The organism is Microbacterium sp. JZ101 (assembly GCF_053903175.1).
Map to the genome: position 1 here is coordinate 2,936,702 of NZ_CP096400.1, position 26,413 is coordinate 2,963,114.

The 26,413-nt window shown below is 69.7% G+C and carries 20 protein-coding genes; 12 read left to right on the top strand and 8 right to left on the bottom strand.

Features of this window, described 5'->3' with window-relative positions; genetic code table 11:
* Nucleotides 1–60 precede the first annotated feature (60 nt).
* A complete protein-coding gene (locus tag M1D56_RS13620; protein ID WP_456283862.1) occupies nucleotides 61–1,515 on the top strand; it encodes a lipase maturation factor family protein in 1,455 nt (484 codons plus the stop codon).
* A 7-nt stretch (nucleotides 1,516–1,522) separates the two neighbouring features.
* On the opposite strand, the gene M1D56_RS13625 is transcribed toward M1D56_RS13620, so the two are convergent.
* Nucleotides 1,523–2,431 (bottom strand): LysR family transcriptional regulator, encoded by a 909-nt coding sequence (locus M1D56_RS13625; protein WP_456283863.1) that lies wholly within the window; start codon nucleotides 2,429–2,431, stop codon nucleotides 1,523–1,525.
* Nucleotides 2,432–2,501: 70 nt separating this feature from the next.
* On the opposite strand from M1D56_RS13625, the gene M1D56_RS13630 reads away from it, so the two are divergent.
* Nucleotides 2,502–3,689 carry an MFS transporter gene (locus tag M1D56_RS13630; RefSeq protein ID WP_456283864.1) on the top strand — a complete coding sequence of 396 codons (1,188 nt, stop codon included), beginning with the start codon at nucleotides 2,502–2,504 and terminating at the stop codon, nucleotides 3,687–3,689.
* Nucleotides 3,690–3,692: 3 nt separating this feature from the next.
* Here the strand turns inward: M1D56_RS13630 and M1D56_RS13635 are convergent, their stop codons facing one another.
* Nucleotides 3,693–4,298: a hypothetical protein gene (locus M1D56_RS13635; RefSeq protein WP_456283865.1), complete on the bottom strand. Its 606-nt coding sequence runs from the start codon at nucleotides 4,296–4,298 to the stop codon at nucleotides 3,693–3,695.
* 198 nt (nucleotides 4,299–4,496) lie between these two features.
* On the opposite strand from M1D56_RS13635, the gene M1D56_RS13640 reads away from it, so the two are divergent.
* From M1D56_RS13640 to M1D56_RS13665, 6 genes are read left to right on the top strand one after another with little or no spacing between them, the layout of a single operon-like run.
* Nucleotides 4,497–7,403: a glycoside hydrolase family 3 C-terminal domain-containing protein gene (locus M1D56_RS13640; protein WP_456283866.1), complete on the top strand. Its 2,907-nt coding sequence runs from the start codon at nucleotides 4,497–4,499 to the stop codon at nucleotides 7,401–7,403.
* A gap of 60 nt (nucleotides 7,404–7,463) precedes the next feature.
* Complete coding sequence (locus tag M1D56_RS13645; RefSeq protein WP_456283867.1) at nucleotides 7,464–9,923, top strand: glycoside hydrolase family 3 C-terminal domain-containing protein; 2,460 nt, start codon at nucleotides 7,464–7,466, stop codon at nucleotides 9,921–9,923.
* A complete protein-coding gene (locus M1D56_RS13650) occupies nucleotides 9,923–10,546 on the top strand; it encodes a hypothetical protein (RefSeq protein WP_456283868.1) in 624 nt (207 codons plus the stop codon). Before M1D56_RS13645 ends, M1D56_RS13650 begins: the two co-directional genes overlap by 1 nt.
* A gap of 4 nt (nucleotides 10,547–10,550) precedes the next feature.
* Entirely contained in the window at nucleotides 10,551–11,576 is a 1,026-nt protein-coding gene (locus tag M1D56_RS13655) for a glycosyltransferase family 2 protein (protein ID WP_271174389.1), read from the top strand.
* Nucleotides 11,577–11,594: 18 nt separating this feature from the next.
* Nucleotides 11,595–12,317, top strand: coding sequence for a LytR/AlgR family response regulator transcription factor (locus M1D56_RS13660; protein WP_282980144.1), 723 nt, complete (start codon nucleotides 11,595–11,597; stop codon nucleotides 12,315–12,317).
* Nucleotides 12,314–13,618, top strand: coding sequence for a GHKL domain-containing protein (locus M1D56_RS13665; RefSeq protein WP_456283869.1), 1,305 nt, complete (start codon nucleotides 12,314–12,316; stop codon nucleotides 13,616–13,618). Before M1D56_RS13660 ends, M1D56_RS13665 begins: the two co-directional genes overlap by 4 nt.
* Before the next feature lie 21 nt (nucleotides 13,619–13,639).
* Here the strand turns inward: M1D56_RS13665 and M1D56_RS13670 are convergent, their stop codons facing one another.
* Together M1D56_RS13670 and M1D56_RS13675 are read right to left on the bottom strand one after the other, a co-directional pair.
* Nucleotides 13,640–13,819 carry a hypothetical protein gene (locus M1D56_RS13670; RefSeq protein ID WP_324013943.1) on the bottom strand — a complete coding sequence of 60 codons (180 nt, stop codon included), beginning with the start codon at nucleotides 13,817–13,819 and terminating at the stop codon, nucleotides 13,640–13,642.
* Nucleotides 13,820–13,842: 23 nt separating this feature from the next.
* Nucleotides 13,843–15,207, bottom strand: coding sequence for an HNH endonuclease (locus M1D56_RS13675; RefSeq protein ID WP_282980140.1), 1,365 nt, complete (start codon nucleotides 15,205–15,207; stop codon nucleotides 13,843–13,845).
* 193 nt (nucleotides 15,208–15,400) lie between these two features.
* Here M1D56_RS13675 and M1D56_RS13680 point away from each other — a divergent pair, with 193 nt between their 5' ends.
* On the top strand, nucleotides 15,401–16,327 hold the full coding sequence (locus tag M1D56_RS13680) for an aldo/keto reductase (protein WP_421076073.1): 927 nt from the start codon (nucleotides 15,401–15,403) through the stop codon (nucleotides 16,325–16,327).
* A gap of 42 nt (nucleotides 16,328–16,369) precedes the next feature.
* Nucleotides 16,370–17,143 (top strand): hypothetical protein, encoded by a 774-nt coding sequence (locus M1D56_RS13685; protein WP_456283870.1) that lies wholly within the window; start codon nucleotides 16,370–16,372, stop codon nucleotides 17,141–17,143.
* On the opposite strand, the gene M1D56_RS13690 is transcribed toward M1D56_RS13685, so the two are convergent.
* Nucleotides 17,124–20,189: an AAA family ATPase gene (locus tag M1D56_RS13690; RefSeq protein WP_456283871.1), complete on the bottom strand. Its 3,066-nt coding sequence runs from the start codon at nucleotides 20,187–20,189 to the stop codon at nucleotides 17,124–17,126. The two genes, M1D56_RS13685 and M1D56_RS13690, sit on opposite strands and share 20 nt — an antisense overlap.
* On the bottom strand, nucleotides 20,186–21,343 hold the full coding sequence (locus M1D56_RS13695) for an exonuclease SbcCD subunit D (RefSeq protein ID WP_456283872.1): 1,158 nt from the start codon (nucleotides 21,341–21,343) through the stop codon (nucleotides 20,186–20,188). The genes M1D56_RS13690 and M1D56_RS13695 overlap by 4 nt, the downstream gene beginning before the upstream one ends.
* Nucleotides 21,344–21,462: 119 nt before the next feature.
* Between M1D56_RS13695 and M1D56_RS13700 the strand changes: the two genes are divergently transcribed.
* Both M1D56_RS13700 and M1D56_RS13705 read left to right on the top strand, forming a co-directional pair.
* Entirely contained in the window at nucleotides 21,463–21,870 is a 408-nt protein-coding gene (locus tag M1D56_RS13700) for a (deoxy)nucleoside triphosphate pyrophosphohydrolase (protein WP_456283873.1), read from the top strand.
* Nucleotides 21,860–24,772: a DEAD/DEAH box helicase gene (locus M1D56_RS13705; RefSeq protein WP_456283874.1), complete on the top strand. Its 2,913-nt coding sequence runs from the start codon at nucleotides 21,860–21,862 to the stop codon at nucleotides 24,770–24,772. Before M1D56_RS13700 ends, M1D56_RS13705 begins: the two co-directional genes overlap by 11 nt.
* Here the strand turns inward: M1D56_RS13705 and M1D56_RS13710 are convergent.
* On the bottom strand, nucleotides 24,769–25,155 hold the full coding sequence (locus M1D56_RS13710; protein ID WP_456283875.1) for a nitroreductase family deazaflavin-dependent oxidoreductase: 387 nt from the start codon (nucleotides 25,153–25,155) through the stop codon (nucleotides 24,769–24,771). The genes M1D56_RS13705 and M1D56_RS13710 overlap by 4 nt on opposite strands.
* 277 nt (nucleotides 25,156–25,432) lie before the next feature.
* A complete protein-coding gene (locus M1D56_RS13715) occupies nucleotides 25,433–26,404 on the bottom strand; it encodes an SDR family oxidoreductase (protein WP_456283876.1) in 972 nt (323 codons plus the stop codon).
* Nucleotides 26,405–26,413 lie beyond the last annotated feature (9 nt).

Genomic DNA, 26,413 nt, shown 5'->3' on the forward strand with positions numbered 1-26,413 from the left:
GAGGCCAGACCCCTCCGTCAACCCCGTGAGAGCCGGGCGCGACGGTCGTATCGTGGCGTCATGGACGGCTTCGCGGCGGTCGACTTCGCGTTCGCGCGCGAGGTGCTCCAGCGCGGCATCGCGGCGCTGTACCTCGTCGCGTTCCTCTCGACGCTCAACCAGTTCCGCGCGCTCCTCGGCGAGCACGGCCTGCTCCCGGCGCCCGAGCTGCTCGCGTGGGCGCGCTCCTCCGACCGCGCCGCCCGGGCGCTGCGGCCCACCCTGTTCCGATGGATCCGGTACACGGATCGCCGTCTCGTCGCGCTCTGCATCGGCGGGATGGCCGTCAGCGCGCTGATCGCGGCGGGCCTCCCCCAGCTCGGTCCGCCCTGGCTGCCGATGCTGTGCTTCCTCGCGATCTGGTTCGGCTACATGTCGATCGTCTCGATCGGGCAGACCTTCTACGGCTTCGGATGGGAGATGCTGCTCCTCGAGTCGGGCTTCCTCGCCGCGTTCCTCGGCTCGCACGACCAGCCGCCCGCGACGGCGATCATCGTCCTCTTCTGGTGGCTGCTGTTCCGGCTCGAGTTCGGCGCCGGCATGATCAAGATCCGCGGCGGACGCGAGTGGCGAGACCTCACGGCCCTGACCTACCACCACGAGACGCAGCCGATGCCGGGGCCCCTGAGCCGCCAGGCGCATCTGCTGCCGCGCTGGTTCCACAGACTCGAGGTCGTGGGCAATCACATCGCGCAGCTCGCCGTGCCCTGGCTCGTGTTCGCGCCGCTCCTCGGGCTGTGGCTGCCCGACGCGATCCCGCTTCTCATCGGCGCGTGCGCGGCGGTCGTGATCATCGCGACGCAGCTCTGGCTCGTCCTCACGGGCAACTTCGCATGGCTGAACGCGGCGACGATCGTCCTCGCTTTCTCGGCCGTGGGCATCCCCGCGGGCGACGAGCGCGGCGAGCTCCCCCTGCCCTGGCTCGTGGTCACCTCCGCCGTCGCGGTGCTCTACGTCGTGCTGAGCGGGCAGCCGCTGCGCAACCTCTTCGCGCATCGGCAGCTCATGAACGCGAGCTTCAACCGCTGGAACCTCGCCAACGCGTACGGCGCCTTCGGCACGGTCACGAAGGAGCGCATCGAGTTCGTCGTCGAGGGCACGCTCGACGCGAATCCCGAGCACGCGCAGTGGCACGAGTACGGCTTCCGCGGGAAGCCGGGCGACGTGCGTCGCAGGCCCCCTCAGGTCGCTCCGTACCATCTGCGGCTCGACTGGCTGATGTGGTTCCTCCCGCTCGGCTACCGCATCGACGACTGGTTCCTCGTGTTCCTCGTGCGGCTGCTCGAAGCCGACCGTCCGACGCTCCGGCTCCTCGCGCGCGACCCGTTCCACGGCCAGCCACCCCGCTTCGTCCGCGTCGTGACCTACCGCTACCGCTTCGCCTCGCGCGCCGAGAAGCGCGAGAGCGGAGACGTGTGGGTGCGCGACCGGCGCAGGACGCTCGTGCAGCCCGTGTCGCTGCACGACGTCGCGTGACGCCTGATCAGCCCTCCGCCCAGATCCGCCGCTCGTGCGCGACGCGGACGACCGCGTCGCGGACGAGCAGCACCGCAGGGCGCGACTCCCCCGCGGCCGTCACCGCGCACATCCGCCGCGACGCGAGACGGCTGCGGATCGGCACGGACACGCAGCCCGCGGGCACGACCGGCTGCTCGGGCACGACCGCGAGACCGAGCCCGGCCGTCACGAGACCGCGCACCGTGATGAGGTCCTCGCCCTCGAAGGCGATGCGGGGCGTCCGCTCGCTGCGCGCGAAGAGCGCGTCGAGCGAGTCCCGCAGCCCGAAGCCGCGCGCGAGGGTGACGATCGGCCACTCCGCGATCTCGGGCACCGAGACCGACGCGCGCCGCGCGAGCGGATGGTCGTCGGGCAGGAGCGCGACGAGCGGCTGCTCGAACAGGGGCACGACCTCGATGTCGCCGCCGATCGCCGGGGTGTCGACGACGAGGGCCATGGCGACGCGACCCGCATGCAGCTGCTCGATGAGGAGCGAGCGGGCGCCCTGGTGCAGCTCGAAGCGCAGATCGGGGCGGTCGCGGCGCACGGTGCTCACGACCTCGGGGATGAAGCGCTCCCCGAGCGAGGTCTGGAAGGCGAGCGACACCGTCGACGAGGCCGCGCCCGTGACGGCGCCGACGCCGTCCTCGATGAGCTCGATCGCACGTCGGAACGCGGGCAGGAGCGTGCGCGCGGCGGCGGTCAGGCGGATGCCGCGGCCCTCCCTCTCGACGAGCGCGACGCCGAGGCGCTGCTCGAGGGTGCGGATGGCGCGGCTCACGTTGGGCTGCGGCATGCCGAGGCGCTCGGCGGCGGCCGTGACGTGCTCGGTGTCGCCGAGCGCGACGAGCACCGGTACGAGCGGGAGGACGCCGCGGATCCGATCCGTTTTCATGCTCTCATGGTATGCATCAAGCCGATCCGGTATTGGATCCGCATGCATCGGGCGAGCTAGCGTCGAGGGCATGACGGCGACCGCCTCCCTCCCGACCGCGAGGGAGTCCGCCGTGCCGACGTCGCGCCGCCTCTCGATCGCGATGTGGTGCGCGGGCATCGCGAGCTTCGCGCTCCTCCACGCCCCGCAGGGGCTCCTCACGTTCGTCGCCGCCGACCTCGACCGCTCCGCCGCCGCCGTGGCCTGGATCATCTCGGGCGCGACGCTCGGCCTCGCCCTCTCGCTTCCGCTGTGGGCGGTGCTCGCGGCACGGCGCGGGGTGGCGTGGTCGATGCGCGTCTCGGCGACGACGTCGGCGCTCATCGCGCTGCTCCTCCCGCTCGCCCCCACTCTCGAGCTCCTCGTGGCGGGGCGGTTCCTGCAGGGCGCGGCGCTGGGCGGGATCCCGGCGCTGGCCGTCGCCCTCGTGCACGAGGTGATCTCGGGGCGCCGGGCCGCGGTCGTGGCGGGCGGCTACATCGCGGCGGCCTCGATCGGCGGGCTCTCCGGGCGGCTCGTCGCGCCGCTCCTCGCCGAGATCGGCGGATGGCGCCTCGGCCTGCTCCTCCTCGATCTCGTCGGCGCCGCGATCACGATCACGATGGCCGTCCTGCTGCCGCGCACGGCGCCATCCGGAGCCCCCGCCGGGCGCACGCTCCGGGTGTTCCTGCGGCAGCTGCGCGATGCGCGCCTGCGCGCGCTGTTCCTCATGGGCGGCATGCTGCTCGGGGCGATGATCGGCATGTACAACGCGATCACGTTCCGCCTCGAGGCCCCGCCCTATGCCCTGCCGGCTGCGGTCGTCTCCTTCGTGTTCCTCGCCTATCTCGGCGGGACGGCCGCCGCGCAGCTCTCCGGGCGTCTCTCGCTCCGCTTCGGCCTGCGCACGCCCCTGCTCGCGGGATGCGCGCTCATGCTCGCGGGCGCCCTGCTCACGGGCACGACCCCGCTGCCGCTCGTGATCGCGGGCGTCGTGCTGCTCACGACCGGGATGTTCCTCGCGCACTCCGTCGCGAGCTCGGCCGTGGCGGGCTTCGCGGGCGCCGACCGCGCGAGCGCGGGGTCGATGTACAACGTCTTCTACTACGGCGGGTCGAGCCTGTTCGGATGGCTCTGCAGCGCCGCGTGGACGGCGGCCGGATGGCCCGCGGTCGTCATCGTCCTGGGCGCGCTCGCGATCGCGGCGGGCGGATGCGCGCTCGCGGCCACGCGGCGCTGACGATCAGCCGCGCGCGTTGTAGACCGTGATCGCGCCGGCGTCGACCGCCGCACGGTACGCGCGGAAGACCGCGACCGCGTCGTCCTTCGCGACGCCGTCGATCACGGCGATGCCGCGGGCCTCGAAGGCCTCCGCCCAGTCGGCGACCATCGGGCCCTCGTCGAACGTCGTGATCTCCTCGCACTCCGGCCCCGATCCGGCGATCGCGAGGGTCGTGATGCCCGACCACATCGCCGCGCCGTAGCACTGCACGCACGGGCGCCAGTTCACGACGAGCTCGTGCCGCGGCTGGTCGGATGCGCCGAGGTCCCACGAGCCGACGCGCGCCTGGGCCATCCCGAGCGCCGTCACCTCGGCGTGCCCCGACGTGATGCCCGTGGACAGCACGACGTTCACGCCGACCGACACGATCCGGCCCGTGTCGGCCTCGGCGACGAGGGCCGCGAACGGGCCGCCGTTGCCCTCGCACCAGTTGCGGTCGGCGAGCCGGTTGACGAGGGCCATGCGCTCCTCGAGGGTCGGGATGACATCGGGCACGTCGGCGAGCTCCTCCGCGATCCAGGCGGGAAGGGAGATCGTGTACGAGGTGGCGAGGGGTGGGAACTCCATGACGCCAGCATGCTCCACGCATGTGTCGGCCGTGTGACGGACCGCGGGCGGCCGACAGTTCATCCGCCGGAAACGACAGATTGTGCGGCAGCGCCCATGCAGGTGCATGAACATCGGTGGAATGGGTGGCGGCGTCTGCGCACCGAGGCGGGACGCCGGCCTCCGCCGAGGGAGGCCCGCATCAAGAGGAGAGAACACGTGGGTTCAACGAAGGCCAAGGCGCCGATGTCGAACAGGAGGTTCCTCGCGATCTGGATCCCGATCGTCGCGTTCGTGGCCGTCCTGGCCGTCGGCGCGAACATCGCGATCGGGATGTTCCGCGGGGCGATCGAATCGTTCATGGGCACCGGCACGTACGTCGTCAGCAACACCGCCGAGGGCGCTGAGCTCGACACGACCTACTACGAGAGCGATCACGCGACGCAGGACGACGCCAAGGCGGCGTCGGCCGAGCTCGTCGAGGACATCGCCGACGAGGGCATGACGCTCCTCAAGAACAACGGCGCGCTGCCGCTCGAGACGGGCGCCGTGACGCTCCTCGGGCGTGGCGCCGCCGACCCCGTGTACGGCGGCTCCGGATCGGGAACCGCCGACACGCGCACGGCCGTGAACATCCGCCAGGGCATCGAGAACGCCGGCTTCACGGTCAACGACACGGTCTTCGACGAGCTCGCGGCCTTCGCCGAGGCGAACCCCGCGGCGGAGGGCGGCCGGACGAACATCGTCATGGACAAGCCCGAGGAGTCGAACTACAACATCGGCGAGATGCCGGTCGACGAGTACTCGCAGGACGCGCTCGACAGCTTCGCGGAGTACGGCGACGCGGCGATCGTCGTCATCGGACGCGCCGGCGGCGAGGGCGGAGACCTCGCCACCGACATGACCCCCTGGGACGAGACCGCCGAGCCGGGGCAGCACCAGCTCGAGCTCAACCAGGACGAGAAGGACCTCGTCGCCCTCGCCGAGGAGAATTTCGAGACCGTCGTGGTCGTCGTCAACGCGTCGACGTCGATGGAGCTCGGCATCCTCGAGGACGACCCCGCAGTCGACGGCATCGTGTTCGCCGGCTCGCCGGGTGTCTCGGGCTTCAACGCCCTCGGCAGCATCCTGAGCGGCGCGGTCAACCCGTCCGGTCACACCGTCGACGTCTTCTCGGCCGACTTCACGGCCGACCCGACGTTCGTCAACTTCGGCGACTTCGCCTACGCGAACCTCGAGGACGCGTACTTCGTGGACTACGAGGAGGGCATCTACAGCGGGTACCGCTACTACGAGACCGCCGCGGTCGAGGGCTTCATCGACTACGACGAGGCCGTCGTCTACCCGTTCGGCTACGGGCTGAGCTACACGACCTTCGACTGGAGCGTCGCGGACGCGCGCCTGGGCGAGGTCGACGGCGAGATCTCGATCGACGTCGACGTGACGAACACGGGCGACGTCGCTGGCAAGGACGTCGTCCAGCTCTACTACACCGCTCCGTACACCCCGGGCGGCATCGAGAAGGCCCACGTGGTGCTCGGCGACTTCGCGAAGACGGGGCTCCTCGAGCCCGGCGCGACGGAGACCGTCACGCTGACGCTCGCCGTTGAGGACATGGCCTCGTACGACGCGGCAGATGCCGCGGCCTACGTGCTCGAGCAGGGCGACTACGAGCTGAAGCTGCAGACCGACTCGCACAGCCTCAAGGACGGCATCGAGCCGCTCGTCTACACGGTCGACGAGACCGTCGTCTACACGGACGGACGCGCGAGCGACGAGGTCCCCGCGACCAACCGCTTCGACGACGTGACGGCCGCGTTCGAGGACGGCACCCGCACGGCGTTCTCGCGCGCGGACTTCGCCGGCACGTTCCCGACCGCTCCCGAGGGCGCCGACCTCGAGGCGAGCGAGGCGACGATCGCCGCGTACGAGCCGTTCGACGCCGCGGCCGCCGCGTCCGACGCCGAGGGCGCCGAGGCTCCGACGTGGAACGCCGACAACGACCTGTCCCTCGTCGATCTGCGCGGCCTGCCGTACGACGACCCCGCGTGGGAGGAGCTCCTCGACCAGCTCGACCCCGACGAGGTGCTCACGCTCCTCACGTCGGGCGCGTACAACACGGCAGGGCTGCCGGAGATCGGCAAGATCCGCACGAACGACCTCGACGGCCCCGCGGGCTTCTCGTCGTTCATCAACCCCGACCTCTGGACCGGGACCGCGTTCCCCTCGGAGTACCTCATCGGCCAGACGTGGAGCCGCGACCTCGCGAACGCCATGGGCGTGGCCGTGGGCAACGAGGCGCTGCACATGGGCGCGAACGGCTGGTACGCCCCCGCGGTGAACCTGCACCGCTCGCCGTTCGCGGGCCGCAACTTCGAGTACTACTCGGAGGACCCGGTGCTCTCGGGCGCCCTCGCGGCCCAGGTCGTCGACGGCGCGCTGACGAAGGGCGTGTACTCGTTCACGAAGCACTTCGCCATGAACGACCAGGAGACCAACCGCGTGAACGGCGGCGGGCTCTCGACCTGGGCGACCGAGCAGACCATCCGCGAGCTGTACCTCAAGCCGTTCGAGATGGTCGTGAAGGACGCGCGCGGCGAGGTCGAGTACTACGACGCGGATGGCGAGCTGCAGACGAGCGAGATCGGCTCGACCGCGATCATGAGCTCCTTCAACCGCATCGGCGCGACGTGGGCCGGCGGCTCGTCCGCGCTCATGCACGACGTCCTGCGCGAGGAGTGGGGCTTCCGCGGCTTCGCGATCACCGACTTCAACCTGTACGACTTCATGTACCCCGACCAGGCGTGGAACGCCAGGGGAACGGATCACATGCTGACGTTCGAGGGCTCGAAGACGATCGCGGACTCGACGAGCGCGGCCGCGCAGGACAACCTGCGGTACGCCATCCACAACGTGCTCTACACCGTGGCGAACTCCAACGCGGTGAACGGCATGGCCTCGGGTGCGACGCTCACGTACCAGCTGGCGGGCTGGGAGATCGGCGTCATCGTCGGGACGATCCTGCTCGCGCTGCTCGTCGTGGCCGGCGTGGTCTGGATGGTCGTGCGCGTGCGCCGTCACCGCGCTCGCCCGACCGTCGCCCCGGCCGACGCGGCGACGTACTGACCCAGCCATGAACCGGGGCCGGGAGGGCGACCTCCCGGCCCCGCACAGGAAGACCTCATCGTGAACGACACACCGGCGCTCCTCGCCCAGCTCACCCTCCTCGAGAAGGCCGCCCTGCTGAGCGGTCAGAACACCTGGCAGACGCGCGCGATCGCGCGTCTCGGCATCCCCGCGATCTGGATGTCGGATGGCCCACACGGTGTGCGCAAGCAGGTCGGCTCCGCGGACCACCTCGGTCTCAACGCCTCCGAGCCGGCGACCTGCTTCCCGACCGCGGCCACGATCGCCAACAGCTGGGACGAGGAGCTCGCCGCCGAGATCGGCCGAGCGCTCGGTGCGGAGGCGTCCGCCCAGGGCGTGCACGTGCTGCTCGGGCCGGGTCTCAACATCAAGCGCAGCCCGCTCGGCGGGCGCAGCTTCGAGTACTTCTCCGAGGACCCCGAGCTCGCGGGGCGCCTCGCCGCCGCGTACGTGCGCGGCATCCAGGAGCAGGGCGTCGCCGCGACGCCCAAGCACTTCGCCGTCAACAGCCAGGAGCTGCGCCGGATGGTGAGCAACTCGGTCGTCGACGAGCGGACCCTGCGCGAGATCTACCTGACCGCGTTCGAGATCGTCGTCGAGGACGCGGCGCCGTGGGCGATCATGTCGTCGTACAACCTCGTGAACGGCGCCTACGCGCACGAGAACGCGCATCTTCTCGCCGAGATCCTCCGCGAGGAGTGGGGCTTCGACGGCGCGGTCATCTCCGACTGGGGTGGCGGCAACGACGCCGTCGCCGCCGTGCGCGCGGGCGGCTCGATCGAGATGCCCTCGCCCGGGTTCGACTCGGCCCGTCAGATCGTCGCCGCCGTCGAGAGCGGCGAACTCGCCGAGGCGGACCTCGATGCGCGGGTCGCCGAGATCCTCGACCTCGTGCGGCGCGTCACGACGCGGACGACGCGCGCCCGATCGCGCTTCGACGCCGACGCGCACCACGCCCTCGCCCGACGCGCGGCGGCCGAGTCGGCCGTCCTCCTGCGCAATGAGGGCGGGCTGCTCCCCCTCTCGTCCGGCACGCGCGTCGCCCTCATCGGCGACTTCGCCGAGACCCCCCGCTACCAGGGCGCTGGATCGTCGGCGGTCAACGCCACCCGCGTGACGAACCTGCGGGATGCGCTCGCCGAGACCGACCTCGAGGTGCTCTCGTTCTCGCCGGGGTTCCGCCGGGACGGCCGCCCTGACGCCGCTCTCCTCGCGGGCGCCGTCGCCGCGGCGCGCGAGGCCGAGGTCGCGGTCCTCGCGCTCGGCCTCCCCGAGATCTCCGAGTCGGAGGGGCTCGACCGCGGCTCCCTCGCGCTGCCCGCGGCGCAGGTCGACGTGCTGCGCGCTGTCGCGGCCGCGAATCCGCGCACGGTGGTCGTGCTGAGCGCGGGCGGCGTCGTCGAGACGCCGTGGGCCGATGACGCGGCGGCTCTCGTGCACGCATACCTCGGCGGACAGGCCGGTGCGGAGGGGCTCGCCGACGTGCTGACCGGAGCCGTCAACCCCGGCGGTCGCCTCGCCGAGACCGTCCCGCACCGCCTCGCCGACACGCCGACCGCCGGACGCTTCCCGAGCGTCGACCGCACCGCCGAGTACCGCGAGGGCCCCTTCGTCGGCTACCGCTACTACGAGACCGCGGGCGTCGATGTCGCGTTCCCCTTCGGATTCGGACTGAGCTACACGACGTTCGCGTACTCCGATCTGCAGGTGGGCGACGACGCGGTCTCGTTCACCGTGACGAACACGGGCGGCGTCGCAGGCGCCGACGTCGCGCAGGTCTACGTCGGCCGCCGCGGCACGGGCGGCGTGCCGCGCGCGGTGCGCGAGCTCAAGGGCTTCCGCAAGGTGCGGCTCGCGGCCGGCGAGTCCGCGCGGATCACCGTGCCACTCGGCGCGCGCGCCTTCCGGTTCTTCGACGTCCGCACGGGCGCCTGGCAGATCGAGGAGGGCGACTACCTCGTGCAGGTGGGCCCGAATGTGCGCGATCTGCCGCTCGAGGCCGTCGTGCCCGTCGGGGGCACCGTGCCGCAGCGGACGCCGGAGGCAGCACTCGCCGTCTATGCCACGGGACGCGTGCACGACGTCTCCGACGCGGACTTCACCGCGCTGCTCGGGCGCCCGCGCCCGGAGTCGGAATGGGGCGACGGCCCGCTCGGGGTGAACGATCCGATCGATCGGCTCCGCGTCGCCCGCAGCCCCCTCGCGCGTCTTGTGTTCCGGATCGTCGACGGTCGTCGGCGCAAGGCCGAGGCGTCCGGGGAGCCCGACCTCAACATCCTCTTCCTCTTCAACGGGCCGTTCCGCGTCATCTCGAAGATGAGCGGCGGCCTCGCGACGAGCCGGCTCACCGACGCGCTGCTCACCCTCGTCAATGGGCAGACGATCCGCGGTCTGGGCCGCGTCGTCGCCGCCTTCTTCCGCGGACGCCGGGAGGAGAGGCGCACCCGCGACGCCTTCCTCTCCGCCGCCGACGCACCCACCTCGAACAGGAGCGCATGATGTTCACCGCGATCAAGGACTGGTGGCGAGGCTTCCAGGACCGGCACCCCGAGCTGTCGAAGTTCCTCATGTTCTTCGTGCTCTCGAACGGCGTGACCGTGCTGCAGCTCGCGCTCATGCCGATCTTCCGCTGGGCGTTCGACAGCTTCACGGGTCTCGTCGGGGTCGACTTCCAGGTGCTCCCGGTCGGCTCGAACGTCGACGGCTCGACGTACTTCATGTTCGACTACGCGGCCGGCGCCCTCCCCGAAGGGGGCGGTGGTCTCGCCTACTTCCTGGCCGTCCAGATCACGCTGCTCATCGCGCAGGTCATCAACTTCTTCCTCCAGCGCAACATCACGTTCAAGTCGAACACCTCGCCGTGGGTCGCGGCCGGATGGTACGCGCTCGCCTACGTCGTCATCACGTTCGTCGCGGCTGCCGCGCAGGGGTTCTACAAGGCCCCGATCTACGACCTCCTCATCGGGATGTGGGGCGGCACGGGCGAGGTCGTGGCCGACGTCGCGACGATGATCATCAACTCGGCGATCTCGTTCTGGGTCTTCTACCCGATCTTCAAGCTGATCTTCCGCCAGACGCCCGACGCCGCCGCCGTGGCCGCGCCCACCGCACAGGCAGACTAGAGCCATGCCCCTGCTCTCGATCGTGGTCCCCGCCTACAACGCGGCCGACCACCTTCACCGTGCCCTCGTCCCCCTTCTGCGGATGCGACACGACATCGAGGTGATCGTCGTCGACGACGGATCGACCGACGCCACCGCCGAGATCGCCGACGACTACGCGCGTCGGCGCCCCGACGTGTTCCGGGCCATCCATCAGCCGAACCGGGGGCACGGCGGGGCGATCAACACCGGTCTCGCCGAGGCGCGCGGCACGTACCTCAAGGTGCTCGACGCCGACGACTGGCTCAGCATCCCCGCTCTCGAGCAGGTGCTGCAGATCCTGCGCACCCTCGAGGAGTGCGGCGGCGTCGACGCCGTGTTCACCGACTACGTGCACGACCGCGTCGGGAAGTCCAACCGCGTCTCCCGGTTCGACAGCGTCTTCCCCGCGGGCCGGGTCTTCGAATGGGGCGACACCGAGCGGTTCAGCCGTCGCCAGTACCTCATGATGCACGCGATCATCTACCGCACGGAGATGGTGCGGGCATCCGGCCTCCGGCTGCCCGAGAACACCTTCTACGTCGACAACCTCTACGTCGTCGTGCCCCTCGCGCGCGTGCGGAGCATGTACTACCTGCCGGTGAAGCTCTACCACTACGTCATCGGCCGCGAAGGGCAGTCGGTCGAGGCCGACACGATGCTGCGCCGCGTCGACCAGCAGCTGCGGGTGAACCGCCTCGCCCTGCGCGCGCTCCCCTCTCCCGCCGAGGTCGCGACCGGAGAGGTGCCGGCGCCCCTGTACGCCGCGCTGCTGCACTACATCGAGGCGATCTGCGCGGTCACCTCCGCCACTCTCGCGCGAGGAGGAACGCGTGCGCACCTCGCTCAGCGCGACGCCTTCTGGCGCGAGGTCAAGGCGGAGAGCCCGTGGGTCTACACGAGGCTCCGACGGAGCTTCATGGGCGCGAGCAGCAACCTGCCCGGTCATGCCGGGCGCCGTGTGACCTCGCTCGCGTACAGCGTCGCGCGCCGGGTCGTCGGTTTCAGCTGATCCGAGGAGGGAGAGAGGATGATCCGCATCGCCGTCGTCGAGGACGACCCGGGGAGCATCGACCGTCTCCTCTCGCACCTCGACCGGTTCCAGCGCGAGCACGACGAGCGGTTCCACATCGGCGCGTTCCATGACGGCGCGGACATCCTCGACGACTACCGGCCCGACTGGGATGTCCTCCTCCTCGACATCCAGATGGAGCGCGTGGACGGCATGACCGCGGCCCGCCGCATCCGCGAGGTGGACGGCGAGGTCATCATCGTGTTCGTGACGAGCTCGCCTCAGTACGCGATCAGCGGATACGAGGTCGACGCGCTCAGCTACCTCCTCAAGCCGGTGTCCTACGCGGCCTTCGAGCAGGAGATGGAGCGGTGCCTCGTCCGCCTGCGGCGGCGCGAGCGCCGTCACCTCCTCTTCTCGACCACCGACGGGGCGCGCCACCGCGTCGACGTCGCCGACATCGTCTACCTCGAGAGCGCGAAGCACAACGTGCTGATCCACACGCTCGAGACCGACCACACGGTGGTCGCGACGCTGAAGGCCATGGAGGCCGAGCTCGCGGACGAGGGCTTCCACCGGTGCAACAGCGGCTACCTCGTCAATCTGCGCCACGTCACGGGCGTCGAGGGCAGCGACTGCCGGATGCGCGGCGGCGCGCGGCTGCAGATCAGCCGTCCGCGCAAGAAGGACTTCCTCGCGGCGCTCGCGAGCTACATCGGCTCGCGCGGGATCACGGCATGAGCGACGTCCTCACGAGCGAGCTCGCCGAGATCCCCCGCCTGTTCACCGCTCTCGCCGAGTGGGGCGCCTGCGTCGTGTTCATCGCGATCGTCCGCCGGCGCATGCGGTGGCTCCCCACCGTCGGCGTCGCCCTGGCCGGGCTCGCGGCTCTCGTCGGTCTGCAGCTGTGGGCAGACACCCTCCCTCTCGCGCTGTGGATCCCCGGCATGCTCGGCGCCGCTCTCACGATGTTCGCGCTCCTCTTCGCGTCGCTGCGGATCACCGCGGTGACGGCGGGGTACCTGACGGCGCGGGCGTTCGTGCTCGCCGAGTTCGTCGCGTCGCTGCATTGGCAGCTCGAGCGCTTCTACCTGCCCGACGCGGAGGGCGTCGCCCGGGCGGCGTTCCTCGCCCTCGTCTACGGCGGCGTGCTCGTGCTCGCCTGGCTCGCCGAGCGCCGGCATCTCACGCGCGGAGCGGAGATCGAGGTCGGATGGCGCGAGCTCGTGAGCGCGCTGGCGATCGCCGCGGCGACCTTCGGGATCTCGAACCTCAGCTTCGCCAACGCCAACACCCCGTTCAGCAGCCGTCTCGGCCCCGAGATCTTCTACATCCGCACGCTCGTGGACCTCTGCGGCTACATCGCGCTCTACGTGCAGCACGAGGTGCGCCGCGAGATGCAGACCCGGCGCGACGCGGAGGCGATGTCGCAGCTGCTCCGGAGCCAGCACGACCAGTACGAGCTCTCGCGACGCGCGATCGACGAGGTGAGCCGCAAGTACCACGACATGAAGCATCACCTCGATGCGCTCCGGGCCGAGACCGATCCGGGGCTGCGCGAGCGGATGCTCGACGACCTCGAGGAGTCCATCCGGGACTACGGGGCACAGGTGCGCACGGGCAACCGCGTGGTCGACGTGGTCCTCACTGGCAAGCGCCTGCGCGCCAACGAGGACGGAGTCGACGTCTCGTACGTGGCGGATGGCCGGCTGCTCGACTTCATGAGCCCGCTCGACGTGACGGCGGTGCTGGGGAACGCCCTCGACAACGCCATCGAAGCGACGAAGCGCATCGCGGACGCCGATGAGCGCCTCGTGCGGGTCGCCCTCTTCGCGCAGGACGACTTCGTGATGCTCCGTGTCGAGAACACCTTCGACGGCATCGTGAAGCGCTCGGATGGCCGGATCGTCTCACGCAAGCGCGAGGCCGGCCACGGCTACGGTCTGCGCAACATCGAGGCGGCCGTCGAGCGGTACGGCGGCTCGCTCTCGATCAGCGCGGACGAGCGCTGGTTCTCGCTGCGCGCGCTCTTCCCGCGCTGAGCGTTCCGGGCTCGGAGGTGCTCAGTCGCGCCGCGAGCTCACGAGCGACCGCAGCACGAAGAAGACGACCACGGCCACGACGGCGACGACCGCGAGCTTGAAGATCCAGAACATCACCGAGAACAGGATGTTCACGAGCCACCACGCGATGACGACCGCGGCGATGACGCCCAGGACTGTCCAGATGGTGCTCTTGTTCATGACTCCAGCCTAGGGCCCGCCGATCAGCAGGCCACCCGGTACCGGGTCGGCCCGCCACGACGCGGCGTGCGCGTGTGGTCGAGCCAGGGCGGCGGGATGAACCACGGCACCGCGTCGACGCCGGCGCCCTCGATGCGGATATCCCATCCGTCGTCGTGGATCCGATGATGACAGGCCACGCACAGGAGGATCCCGTTGTCGAGATCGGTCCTTCCTCCGCGCGACCACCACTCGATGTGGTGCACCACAGCGTGGCCGGGCGGGGCGCCGCAGAATGCGCACCCCTCGTCGCGGATGGAGATCGCGAGCTTCTGCTTCGGCGTGAAGAGACGCTCTCTGCGTCCGAGGTCGAGGATCTCGCTCTTGCCGCCGAGCACGCACGGGATGATCTGCGCATCGACCGCCATGCGCCGCACCGCCTTGGCGGTCACGGGCTGCTCGATTCCGTCGATGGTCGCCATGCCGCCGCCCGACGCGTCGCCGTTCTGCTCATCGAGTGCCGCACGGAAGGTGTCGTAGTCCATCCGCACGACCATCGTGGCGATGGGGCGGGTCGGGATGGCGGTGCAGCCGAGAGCATGCCGAGCGACGTCGGCGAGGATGTCGATCTGCATCTGCAGCCGCGTGCGGCGATCGCGCCGCGCCTCGTCGGGCTCGTGCTCGTTCGCGCGCATCCGCTGCGTCACCATGCCGTCGAGCAGCGCGACGATCGGCGCCGCCGTCTCGGGGTCGGCGCGCCCCGTGAAGGACACCGAGCCGTCGCGCTCCGTGCGCCACGCGAGCATGCGCCGATCGCGGCGATCCTGCTCTCGGTCTTCCGCGCCATCCGGATCGAGCCGCATCTCGGCATCGAGCAGCAGGCGCCGCAGCTCGTCACTCGTGAGCCCGGGGGCCTGCGCGACGAGGATCGACTCCATCTCGTCGCAGGCCGCCGTGCCGGCGCGCACGACCACCCGGTCGAGCATGCCGACGATGGCCTCCGCTGCGGCGAGGCCGAGGGCGCCGGCCCGAAGCGCCTCGGCGACATGCGGGTGCTTCGCGGGCAGCCGCTCCCCGACGAGGCTCATCCGCGGCGCGATCGCCTCGCCGACGCGCATGAGCCGAGCAGCCTCGCCCGTCGTCACACCCGTCGTGGCCGAGAGCAGAGTGCCCGGCGAGGAGTACCCCTGCCTGCGCGCGAACCCGTCCTTGCCGAGCTCGCGGCGCGACTGCCGGGCGATCTCTCCCGAGGCCGCGGCGAGCGACGCATCGACGCTCCGCCGGAGGGCGCCGAGCACATCGGTCAGCGCCCTCAGCTCGTCCGGAGCGAGACCATCCACATCGAGGTCAGCGACGTCGGCACGCAGGGCCGCCAGGCTCTCGCTGAGTGCTGATGTCATCCTCGACATGACTCCATAGTAGTTCTGTTCGATTGGTCGCGCAAGAGTTTTTAGAAGTTTTCTTCGAGCTCATTCGCACACGATCGCACGTCCCTCCCCCGCGAACGCAGCCGCAGCATCCGCTGATCTCCCCGCGATCCGCGCCCCGGCCATCCGACAGCTCATAGCCTGGAAGCCGGATCACCGAACGACTGGAGACACCATGGCACGGATCGGCACGAGCGAGCTCGACGTCTTCCCCCTGAATCTCGGCGGAAACGTGTTCGGGTGGACGGCGGACCGCGACGAGTCGTTCCGCATCCTCGACGCCTTCGTCGAAGGAGGCGGCGACTTCATCGACACGGCCGACTCGTACAGCGCCTGGGTTCCCGGCAACAGCGGCGGCGACAGCGAGCGGATCATCGGAGCCTGGCTCGCCGATCGCAAGCCGCAGGGCGTGACCGTCGCGACCAAGGTCAGCCAGCACCCCGACTTCCGCGGCCTCTCCGCCGCCAACGTCCGCGCCGCCGCGGAGGCGTCCATCGAGCGCCTCGGCGTCGAGTCGATCGATCTCTACTACGCGCACTTCGACGACGAGTCGACGCCGCTCGAGGAGACCGTCGCGGCGTTCGGCGAGCTCGTGCAGGACGGCCTCGTTCAGTACACCGCGATCTCGAACTACACGCCCGAGCGCATCCGCGAGTGGATCCGCATCGCGCGCGAGATCGGCGCCCCTGACCCGGTCGCCGTGCAGCCCCACTACAACCTCGTCGAGCGCGGCATCGAGCAGACGATCCTCCCTCTCGCCGAGGAGTTCCACCTCGGCGTCCTGCCGTACTTCTCCCTCGCGAAGGGCTTCCTCGCGGGCAAGTACCGCTCGGCGGCCGATGCCGGCTCTCCGCGTGCGGGCGCTGCGAAGGAGTACATCTCCGAGAAGAACCTCGCCCTCATCGACGGCATCGAGCGGATCGCGCAGGCCCACGGGGTGTCGATCGCGACGATCTCGCTCGCGTGGCTTCGGTCGCGCCCCACCGTCGTCGCCCCGATCGCGTCGGCCTCGCGCGTCGACCAGGTGGCGGATCTCCTCGCCGCCGGACGCCTCGAGCTCGCGCCGGAGGAGATCGCAGAACTCGACCGCCTGTCCGCGTAGCGGCTCGCAGCACCACCCGCGCGCGATGGCAGGATGAGCGGGATGGCTCCCGCGACCGACGACGAACTGCGACTCCTTCGCGAGCAGGCCTTCGGGCGTGGGGCGGACGGCGCGACGCGCGCCGCCGCCCTCGCCCGCCTCGCGGAACTCGACGGTGCGGCCCGGACCGCGAAGGTCGACACCGCGGGTGACGAGGGCGTCGCGGCTGCTTCCCCTTCGCTCGCGGCGGACGGGGCGGCGCGGCCCGGTGCGGCAGCGGACACGCAGAGCGCGGCATCGGAGAGCGATCCAGTGCTGTCCGCTCCAGCGGATGGCGTGTCGGGACGGCGATGGATCGAACGGCTTGCGGTGCGCATGCGCGGGCTTCCCTCGACCAGACTCCTCGCCCTCTGGGCTGCATCGCTCGTCCTCGCCGTCGCGGTCACCCTCGGGGGCATGGCCGCCGTGTCGAGCATCGACGTGCACCGCGTCGCCGTGCTGCACGTCGACCCCGACGGCGAGCTGCCGCCCGAACTCGATATGCCGGGAGATGTCACGGTCTTCGAGGAGTTCCACGGGTTGAGCGTCGCGGTGCACCCGGGGGCGACATTCGGGTACGACCCGGACGGACGCTGCGTTCAAGGGATGGCGCCCTTGTCGGAGGACCAGCCCGGCGCCTACTACGGCTTCGGCGCCTGTGAGGCCGGCTCGTTCCCGGTGGTCGCGACGATGATGGTCGAGGAGTCCTCGCCGGAGTCGGTTCGCGACATCTTCCCCGTCGGAACCGCCCTCCAGTTCGAGCTGTCCGGAGATCAGATCATCGTCCGAGCGGACTGACGGTCTCCTGGGTCACGGTGCTCCAGCCCTGAGGCGTGCGGTCGACGCGCAGCTGCGCGGGGATCTGCTCCTTCATGGCCTCGACGTGGCTGATCACGCCCACGGTGCGGCCGCCCTCGCGGAGGCCGTCGAGCGTGCGCATCGCGACCTCGAGCGTCTCGCTGTCAAGTGATCCGAAGCCCTCGTCGATGAAGAGGGTGTCGAGCGTGATCCCCCCTGCGCGGTTCGTGACGACCTCGGCGAGCCCGAGCGCGAGAGCGAGGGAGGCGAGGAACGTCTCTCCGCCCGAGAGCGACCGCGGTGACCGCGGCTGCCCTGTGAAGCGGTCGAGCACCTCGAGCCCGAGGCCGCTCGCCGCGTTGCGGTATGCGAGCGCGTCAGTGTGCTGGAGCGCGTAGCGGCCATCCGACATCTCGTCGAGGCGGCGGTTGGCGGCTTCGACGATGCCCTCGAGCTCGGCCGCGAGAACGAACGTCTCGAGGTCCATCTTCTTCATGTTCCGCCCGGCGACGGCGTCGGCCAGGTCGCGGATGATCGTCGCCTCCCGCACCGCGGCGGCGATGCTCTCATGCGCCTCCTGCGCCCGGCGGAGCGCGTCCTGCAGCGCCGCAGCGAGTTGACGCATCGACGACAGGTGCGCGACAGCCGCGTCGCGGGCGTCGTCCGCCGCCGCCAGCGCGGCCTGCGCGCCGTCGACATCGATCGGCTGCTCGGGCAGCACGAGGAACTCGAGCTCCATGAGCGCGGCCTTCGTGCTGCGCAGATCGCCGTCGTGGGTGCTGATCTGCTGCTCGAGCTGCTCCTGCGCGGCGACGTCGCGGATGGCCGCACGCGCGCTCTCGACATCGGCGAAGCCCGCGTTGCGGACGGCCCGATCGAGCGCCTCGGCCGCCTCTGTCGCGGCTCGCTCGGCACGAAGCGCATCATTCTGCGCTTCGGCGTAGGCCTCTGCGGCTCCCGCGCGCCGGGTCTCCGCCTCGATGCGATCGGCGACCGACTCGGCATCGCCTCTCGCTGCCTTGACCGTCGCGCGGTTCTTCTCCAGCCCGTCCTCGGCCGAGCGGATGCGCGAGGCCAGCTCGGTCTTCTCGGTCTCCACCGCGGTCCGCTCGGCCCCGAGACGCTGCTCCTCCTCGGCGAGCTCGCGCTGGGCCGACTCGATGGCCTTGAGCTCCTCTGCCGCGGCCGTCGCCGCGCGGAGCTCCTCTGCCGCTGCGTCGCGTTCGGACTCGAGCTGCTCGACGCTCCGCCCGCCCGACTTCGCCTCGGCTTCGGCGAGCGCGCGCTGCGCCTCTCGACGGGTCTCGGATGCCGCGAGCTCGGTTCGGCTCGCATGCGCCTTCCGCTCCTCCGCGGCGTCGATCTCCTCAGCGGAGACATGGTCGTCGTCCCGCTCGGCCGGCGCGGGGTGCGTTGTGGACCCGCAGACCGCGCACGCGACGCCGTCCGAGAGCTCCGCCGCGAGTTCGGCGGCGTAGCCGCTGAGGCGACGCCGATGGAGATCGGCGAGCTCGCGATCGGCGGCGTCGCGCGCACGCAGCGCCTCCTCGGCCGCCGCGGCGGCGCGCTCGTACTCGGACGCGAGTCGTGCAACCTCACGCGCAGCCTCGAGCTGCGCCGTCGCCGAGGTCAGCCGGTCCTCCGCGTGGCGGCGCTGCCCCGCGGTCTCCGTGGCAGACTTCGCCGTCGCGTCGAGCTCCCCGCGTCGACGCGGGATCTCCGCGAGGCGCGCCGCGACCTCGTCGGCGCGCTCCTGCGCTCGTGCGGCTTCGTCGCGCAGGGCGGCGAGGGCCTCCTCGTCGGCGACGAGACTCTGCTCGACGGCGAGAACCGGTCGCCATTCACCGATCCGCTGCTGCGCCTCCGTCGCGATCCGCTCGAGATCGGCGGGCTCGAGGCCCTCGCCCGACGCGAACTCGGACCACCGCTCCGCCGCGCCCTCGACCGCGCTCACAGCGGTCGCGACGGCGGCGAGGGCGCGTCCGGCGCCATCGAGCGCGCCGCGCACGCTCTCCGCCCGGCGCGCCGCGGTGAGCTCCTCCCGCGCGCGCTCGATGTCGTCGATGCGCGCTTCGAGCTCGTCGAGCCGGCGCCGCAGACCGTCACGCTGCTCCTGCTTCTCCCGTTCGCCGCGGAGGCGGTCGAAGGTCTCGGCGACCCTCTCGCGGCAGCGACGCGCCTCGGCCTCCGCGGCCTCCGCGATCTCCACCTCATGGCGCGAGCGCTGCTCGGCGCGCTCGAGCTCGGCGATCCGCATGTCCTCAGAGACGCGCCCGGCCGCAGCCTCCGTCGCCTCTCGGCCCGGGCCATCCGCTGTCGCCGCATCCGCGATCGCGCCGCCCTCGCCATCCGCCGCAGCCTCGGACGAGGACGGAAGCCGGGCCGCGATGCCGTCGGCCTGGTCGAGCACGACCGAGAGGAGCTGACGCCCCTCGGCGACCGTCGCCTCAGCCGATGCCCGCCGCTGATCGAGCTCCCTCTCGTAGTCCTCGAAGCGGCGCGAGCCGAACAGGGTGCGGAGGAGCTTCTGGCGATCGTTGTTGTCGGCGAGCAGGAAGCGGGCGAAGCGCCCCTGCGCGAGCAGGATGACCTGGAGGAACTGCTGCTGGTTGAGTCCGACGACCTCGGCGACGAGGTTCGCGACGTCGCGGTCCTTCACGGCGCTCCAGTCGACGGAGTCGCCGACCACCTCGCCCATCTGAGCGCGTGCGGGAGCCGTGGTCATCCCGTCGCCGCGCTTCTTCGGGCGCTCGTACTCGGGCGATCGCTCGATGCGCCAGCGGGTGCCGCCGGTCGTGAACTCGACGGCGACGCTCGTCGGGTCGTCGGGCTCGCAGTGGTCGCTGCGGAGGCGCTTCTCTCCGCCCTCGTAGCGCGGAACCGAGCCGAAGATCGCGAAGGTGATCGCGTCGAGGATGCTCGACTTGCCGGCGCCCGTGCGCCCGCCGATGAGGAAGAGGCCGTCGGCGGCGTATGCGTCGAGGTCGACGACCTGGCGCCTGCGGAAGGGGCCGAAGCCCTCGATCTCGACGCGGTGGATTCTCATGCGCGCGTCTCCGCGGCCTCGCGGGTCGAGACGACCTCGCCGATGATCTCCCGCTCGACGTCAGTCGCGCCCTCGCCGTTGCGCACGTGCGCCAGGAAGTCGTCGACGAGCTCGCGGTCGGAGCGCGCGCTCTCGACTCGCTCACGGAAGGTGCGACGCTCCTCCTTGACTCCTCCGACGGGTGCGAGCTGGATGGTGGCGCATCCGTCGAAGCGCGCGCGGAGCTTCCGCATCGGCTCGAGCGGCGGGTTCACGTCGGTCAGCACGGCGCAGACCCAGTCGCCCTCGTGCTCGCGGTAGCGCTCGTCGGACAGCAGCTCGTCGAGGGTGCCGCGCAGAGTGACCAGCCGGCGCGGGATGGGGAGGTCGAGCCATTCGATGCGCTCGACACCGTCGGCGCCGAGATCGACGATCCAGGCGCCGCGGGGCTTGTCGCCCTCACCGAAGCTGTAGTGCAGCGGCGCGCCCGAGTAGCGGACGTTCTCGGCGAGGCGCGACCGCCCGTGGATGTGACCGAGCGCGACGTAGTCGGGCCCGTCGAAGTCGACGAGCGGCACGACATCGAGCGATCCCTGCCGGATCTCGCGCTCGACGCCCGCGGTCGGTTCGACGTCGCCCGCGAAGCAATGGGACGCGACGATCGATCGCCCGCCGCGCTCGGAGCGGTCGGCGTTCACGAGGCTCATCGCGTGACGGATGGCGTGCTCCTGCGTGCGCAGGTCGACGTCTCGCCAGACGCTGCGCACGATCGCGGGCTCGAGGTAGGGAAGACCGTAGAAGTGCACGGGCCCGTGCTCGTCGTCGATCGTGACGGGGGTGCCGACCGAGCGCGGATCGGTGATGATGTGCACGCCGGCTGCGCCGAGCAGCGGCGCCTGGAAGCCCAGGCGCGCGGCCGAGTCGTGGTTGCCGCTCGTGACGACGAGCTGAGCCCCTGCCGAGCGGATGGCCCGGAGAGTATCGGTGAGCAGTTCGAACGCGGCAGCGGCGGGCGTACCGGAGTCGAAGACATCGCCCGCGACGACGACCACGTCGATCTTCCGGACACGCACCTCCTCGACTAGGGCATCGAACACGCCCCGCAGCGCATCGAGCGTCGAGAACCCGTGGAAGGTCCGCCCGATGTGCCAGTCCGAGGTGTGCAGGATCCGCATGCTTCAACGGTAAGGAGGGGGTCGGACATTGCCGCGGCGACGCGGCGGGCAGGTGAGCTACTCCTCGGGACCGTGTCGCGGGCCACCCATAGACTGTGGCCGTGTCGGAGGATCGAGTCGTGAAGAAGCAGATCAACGTCGTCGGTGCTGTTGTTGTGAAGGACGGCGAGGTCCTGTGCGCGCAGCGCGGTGGAGAAGGGACGCTCGCAGGAATGTGGGAGTTCCCTGGAGGAAAGATCGAGCCGGGCGAGACCGCGCGGGCTGCGCTTCAGCGCGAAATCGACGAGGAGCTGAGGTGCCTTGTCCACGTCGGCGACGAGGTCACCACAACCCACCACGAATATGAATTCGGCATCGTGTCGCTCACCACGTTCTACTGCGAGCTGTTGAGCGGAACACCCCAGCTCACAGAGCATTCCGCAGTCAAGTGGCTCGCACCGGCGGATCTTGGCAGCCTCGCATGGGCACCCGCGGATGTTCCCGCGGTCGAACGTATCCAGGCTCACTTCGCCGCCGATGGCCGCTGAGTTTTCCTGGGCGAACAGTCAACTTGCCTTTGACGTCGACTACGGATTTCTGAACAGCTCTCGTCTCGCCCCAAGGCAACAGCACCCTCAGGTCATCCTTAACAACGAACGTGACACGGTGCTGCGCACACTCCGCACGGAGCTTGCGCGCAGCACGGACTTCACGTTCTCCGTTGCCTTCGTCTCGCCAAGAGCGATCGCACTTCTCAAGCAGGAGTTGATCGATTTTTCGGGCCAGGGTCGGATCATCACATCCGACTACCTCTCCTTCAACAGCCCCAGAGCGTTCGCCGAACTCCTGCACCTGCACAAGCAACTCGGTGTGGACGTACGGATCCACAAGAGCAATGCCTTCCACCCGAAGGGGTACATCTTCCATCACACCGATGCTGTCACTGCCATGGTGGGCAGCTCGAACATGACGGAGAACGCTCTCGTACGCAACCACGAGTGGAACCTGAAGGTGTCCGCAGCCTCCGGCAGTGACCTTGCCTCGCAGTTCGCCGAGCTCGTGAAGCGAGAGGTTGAGGAGTCCACCCCTCTTTCGCAGGACTGGATCGACGACTACTCGTCACGGTATACCCCGCCCCCATCTCGCCCGCGACGAGACTCGGACCGCTCAGCACTCGAGTCCCTTGTCGCTGAACGCCTCATCACGCCAAACGCGATGCAGCGCGAGGCTCTCCTCTCGCTGGCACAATTGCGGCAGGACGGCAAGAGCCGCGCCATCATCATCTCGGCGACCGGAACGGGCAAGACCATTCTGTCTGCGCTGGATGTGCGCGCCTGCGCACCTCGGCGGATGCTCTTCGTGGTGCACCGTGAGCAGATTCTCGACCGTGCCATGGACGAGTTCCACAAGGTACTCGGAGGGCCCCGCGCTGACTACGGAAAGCTGTCGGGCAACGCAAAGCAGTTCGACCGCCGATACCTCTTCGCGACGGTTCAGACGCTCTCCAACCCCGAAGTCCTCTCGAAACTCGCGCGCGACGCTTTCGACTACGTCATTTTCGACGAAGCTCACCGTGTCGCAGCGAGCGGGCATCGGAAGGTCCTCGAGCACTTCACGCCCCGGTTCCTTCTCGGGATGACAGCGACCCCCGAGCGCGGCGATGGCGTGAACGTCTTCGAGTTCTTTGACTTCAACGTCGCGTACGAGATCCGACTCAACCGTGCGCTGGAAGAAAACATGCTTGCGCCGTTCCACTACTACGGCGTTGCGGATGTGACGTTGGAGAACGGCGTTCAGGTTGACGACAACGCGAGTCTCTCGGTGCTTATCTCGCCGGAGCGAGTTGGCCATGTCATTCACGCGCTCGAGCTGTACGGACAAGCAGGCGTCCCACCCCGCGGTCTGATCTTCTGCAGCCGCAAGGACGAGGCGCACGCGCTCTCTCATGCTCTCAATGAACGCAAGCTGCGCGGCCGTCCCCTCCGGACCCTGGCACTCACGGGAGATGACTCCCTCGCGTACCGAGAGCAAATGGTCGAGAGACTCGAAGCGGGCGAGCTCGACTACCTTCTGACGGTCGACATCTTCAATGAAGGCGTCGACATCCCGTCCGTCAATCAGGTGGTCATGCTGCGACAGACGCAATCATCAATCGTCTTTGTGCAGCAGCTGGGTCGAGGGCTCCGGAAGTCACGGGGAAAGGAATACCTCGTCGTCATCGACTTCATCGGGAACTACGCGAACAACTACCTCATCCCCATTGCGTTGTTCGGCGACCAGACTCTGAACAAGGAGTCGCTGCGCAAGAATCTCATTTCGGCGGAGGAGACCGGAGTCCTGCCCGGTCTCTCGAGCGTCCGGTTCGACCGGATCTCCCAGCAGCGCGTGCTCGCGTCGATCGCCTCCAACAAGTTGGATAGCACCACAACTCTTCGCTTGGCGCTCCGCTCAATGCGGGACCGGCTCGGGCGCACACCCTTGCTCGAAGACTTCTTCCGTTTCGACTCCGTCGACCCTGTCATTTTGGCTACGTCTGGGATCCACTACCCCGGCGTCCTCAAGCGTCTATTGTCGGTCGATCACAGCCTGTCGGAACCCGAAGAAGCCATGCTGAGGCTGCTTACACACGAGGTGTTGCCGGCCAAACGAATCCACGAGTACGTCCTGATCGACGCGCTGCGAGATGCGGGATCCCTCTCCATGGAAGGCGCGACTCAGGCATTGGCGCAAGCAGGGCTCGATGCCCCTTCCCGCGCTGTCGACGCGGCTATCGACACGCTGCGGGTCTCGGGATTTACCCAGCAGGATCAGGCGAAGTTCACTCATGCGATCGTGGAAACACAGTCGACCGGCGCGATCGCGTTGGCACCGGATTTTGCTTCGAGCCTTGCGACGCGGCCCGAGTTCGCCGCTGCTGTCGATGACCTCCTGCGAACGGGGCGCGCACTCACGGAAGCTCGGTACGACACGACGCGGGCGTTTACTCCGGGGCGCATGTACTCCCGGCGCGATGCCGCCCGTCTCCTCGGCTGGCCACGAAACGTCGCGTCGACGATCTACGGCTACAAGACGGATACAGAGAGCGACGCTTGCGCCATCTTCGTCACGCTCCATAAGCCGGAGGACGTTGCAGCAAGTACGGCGTACGAGGACGAGATTCTTGACCGGTCGCACATGCGATGGTTCTCCAAGAGCAAACGCACCCTAAGCAGCCCCGATGTCGCCCCCATCGTGCGGAACGACGTCGAGATTCATGTTTTCGCCCAACGCGACGGGGCTGAGGGAAGCGACCACTACTACCTGGGACAAGCCCGCTCGATATCCCCCGAGCAGAGCACGATGCCGGGGAACAACGGCGAGACGCTAAGCGTGGTCCAAATGATCTTGCAATTCGACGCCCCCATGGACGCGGCGCTGTACGACTACTTCCACCCGGAGCTCACGGCCTAACGCGCCACACGCAACAGCCGGAATTCCCGTCTCCGCAGCAATCGCAGCAGCCACGACGCCGGCGGTCCGAAGGCCCTGAGCCCCTCCTCGACGCCGTACGGCTCCACGGAAGTGATCTCGAACCACTCTCCTCGGTAGAGCACGCGCCCGCCGCCCGCGACGACGTTGCGGTACCAGTTCACCTGCGGACCGTACGTCAGCTCGGCGACGAAGCCCTCGGGCACGCGCGCGAGGATCAGCGGTGCTTCGAAGGTCCGACCCGAGCGCCGTCCGACATGCTCGATGAGCGAGAACGGACCCCGCCCGCTCCGCGCCGCGCGCAGAGTCAGGGGATTCAGGGTGCGGTTGAGCACCTTCAGGAACGACGACTTCATGCGGGTCATGGGATTCCCTTCCGGGACCATCTTGCGCCGTTTCGACGCGCGGAGACCAGAGCGAGGTGGGTCATGAGGTCGGCTTGCGGCGTTTCGACTCGCTTCGCTCGCTCAACGCCCGGAAGGGAGGCATCGCTCAACGACCGGGAGGGAGCGCTCGCTCAACGACCGGGAGGGAGCACTCGCTCAACGACCGGAAGGGAGGCTTCGCTCAACGACCGTGAGGGAGGCATCGCTCAACGACCGGGAGGGAGCGATCGCTCAACGACCGGCGGCGGCCCCGCCCCTACGCACCGTGCTTCGAGATGAGCCGATCGAACGCGGCGTCCAGCTCCGCGTCCACCTCCTGACGCGACGGATCCGCTCGATGCCACTCGACGATCTCGCGCGCGCCCTCCGCGAACGGCGTCGTCGCCGTCCATCCGGGCACGAGCTGCTTGATCCGCGTGTTGTCGAAGATCACCGAGTGCGCCTTGTCGCCCACGAGCCCGGGGCCCATCTCGGGAAGCTCGCGGGCGATCGCGTCCGACGCCACGTGCACGATCTCCGGCTCGCGACCGAGCGCGCGGCCGAGAAGTCGGGCGATCTCATCCCACGTGAGGCGCTCGTCGCTCGTGATGTGCACCGCCTGCCCGAGCGCGTGCGGATTGCCGAACAGCCCGACGAACGCCCGAGCGAAGTCGCGCGAGTGGGTGAGCGTCCACCAGCTCGTGCCGTCGCCGTGCACGACGATCGGCCGCCCGTCGAGGATGCGCTGCAGCGCGGTCCACTTGCCCTCGAGCGGGATGAGCGACGGACCGTACGTGTGGCTCGGCCGCACGATCGTCATCGGGAAGCCCGACCCGCGGTACGCCGCCACGAGCAGGTCCTCGCTCGCGATCTTGTCGCGCGAGTACTGCCAGAACGGGTTCCGCAGCGGCGTCGACTCCACGATCGGCAGCTGCGCGATCGGCTTCTGATACGCCGACGCACTCGAGATGTAGATGTACTGCGCCGTCCGGCCCTCGAAGATCCGGATGTCGTCGGCCACCTGCTGCGGGGAGAAGCTGCGGAAGTTCGCGACGACGTCGAACGTCTCGGCGCCGACCGCGCGCTCGATCGATGCGGCGTCGCCCGCGTCGCCGACGAGCGAGCGCACGCCATCCGGCACCTCGCTCTTCCCGCGGTTCAGCACGGTGACGTCGTGCCCGCGCGCGAGCGCCTCCTCCGTCACGTACGAGCTGATGTTGCCGGTGCCGCCGATGAGGAGGATGCGCATGGACGCCAC

Bases quoted from the DNA above. Each gene is read 5' to 3' on its own strand.
- M1D56_RS13620 (WP_456283862.1), top strand. From the start codon at position 61: ATGGACGGCTTCGCGGCGGTCGACTTCGCGTTCGCGCGCGAGGTGCTC.
- M1D56_RS13625 (WP_456283863.1), bottom strand. From the start codon at position 2,431: ATGAAAACGGATCGGATCCGCGGCGTCCTCCCGCTCGTACCGGTGCTC.
- M1D56_RS13630 (WP_456283864.1), top strand. From the start codon at position 2,502: ATGACGGCGACCGCCTCCCTCCCGACCGCGAGGGAGTCCGCCGTGCCG.
- M1D56_RS13635 (WP_456283865.1), bottom strand. From the start codon at position 4,298: ATGGAGTTCCCACCCCTCGCCACCTCGTACACGATCTCCCTTCCCGCC.
- M1D56_RS13650 (WP_456283868.1), top strand. From the start codon at position 9,923: ATGTTCACCGCGATCAAGGACTGGTGGCGAGGCTTCCAGGACCGGCAC.
- M1D56_RS13655 (WP_271174389.1), top strand. From the start codon at position 10,551: ATGCCCCTGCTCTCGATCGTGGTCCCCGCCTACAACGCGGCCGACCAC.
- M1D56_RS13660 (WP_282980144.1), top strand. From the start codon at position 11,595: ATGATCCGCATCGCCGTCGTCGAGGACGACCCGGGGAGCATCGACCGT.
- M1D56_RS13665 (WP_456283869.1), top strand. From the start codon at position 12,314: ATGAGCGACGTCCTCACGAGCGAGCTCGCCGAGATCCCCCGCCTGTTC.
- M1D56_RS13670 (WP_324013943.1), bottom strand. From the start codon at position 13,819: ATGAACAAGAGCACCATCTGGACAGTCCTGGGCGTCATCGCCGCGGTC.
- M1D56_RS13675 (WP_282980140.1), bottom strand. From the start codon at position 15,207: ATGTCGAGGATGACATCAGCACTCAGCGAGAGCCTGGCGGCCCTGCGT.
- M1D56_RS13680 (WP_421076073.1), top strand. From the start codon at position 15,401: ATGGCACGGATCGGCACGAGCGAGCTCGACGTCTTCCCCCTGAATCTC.
- M1D56_RS13685 (WP_456283870.1), top strand. From the start codon at position 16,370: ATGGCTCCCGCGACCGACGACGAACTGCGACTCCTTCGCGAGCAGGCC.
- M1D56_RS13690 (WP_456283871.1), bottom strand. From the start codon at position 20,189: ATGAGAATCCACCGCGTCGAGATCGAGGGCTTCGGCCCCTTCCGCAGG.
- M1D56_RS13695 (WP_456283872.1), bottom strand. From the start codon at position 21,343: ATGCGGATCCTGCACACCTCGGACTGGCACATCGGGCGGACCTTCCAC.
- M1D56_RS13705 (WP_456283874.1), top strand. From the start codon at position 21,860: ATGGCCGCTGAGTTTTCCTGGGCGAACAGTCAACTTGCCTTTGACGTC.
- M1D56_RS13710 (WP_456283875.1), bottom strand. From the start codon at position 25,155: ATGACCCGCATGAAGTCGTCGTTCCTGAAGGTGCTCAACCGCACCCTG.
- M1D56_RS13715 (WP_456283876.1), bottom strand. From the start codon at position 26,404: ATGCGCATCCTCCTCATCGGCGGCACCGGCAACATCAGCTCGTACGTG.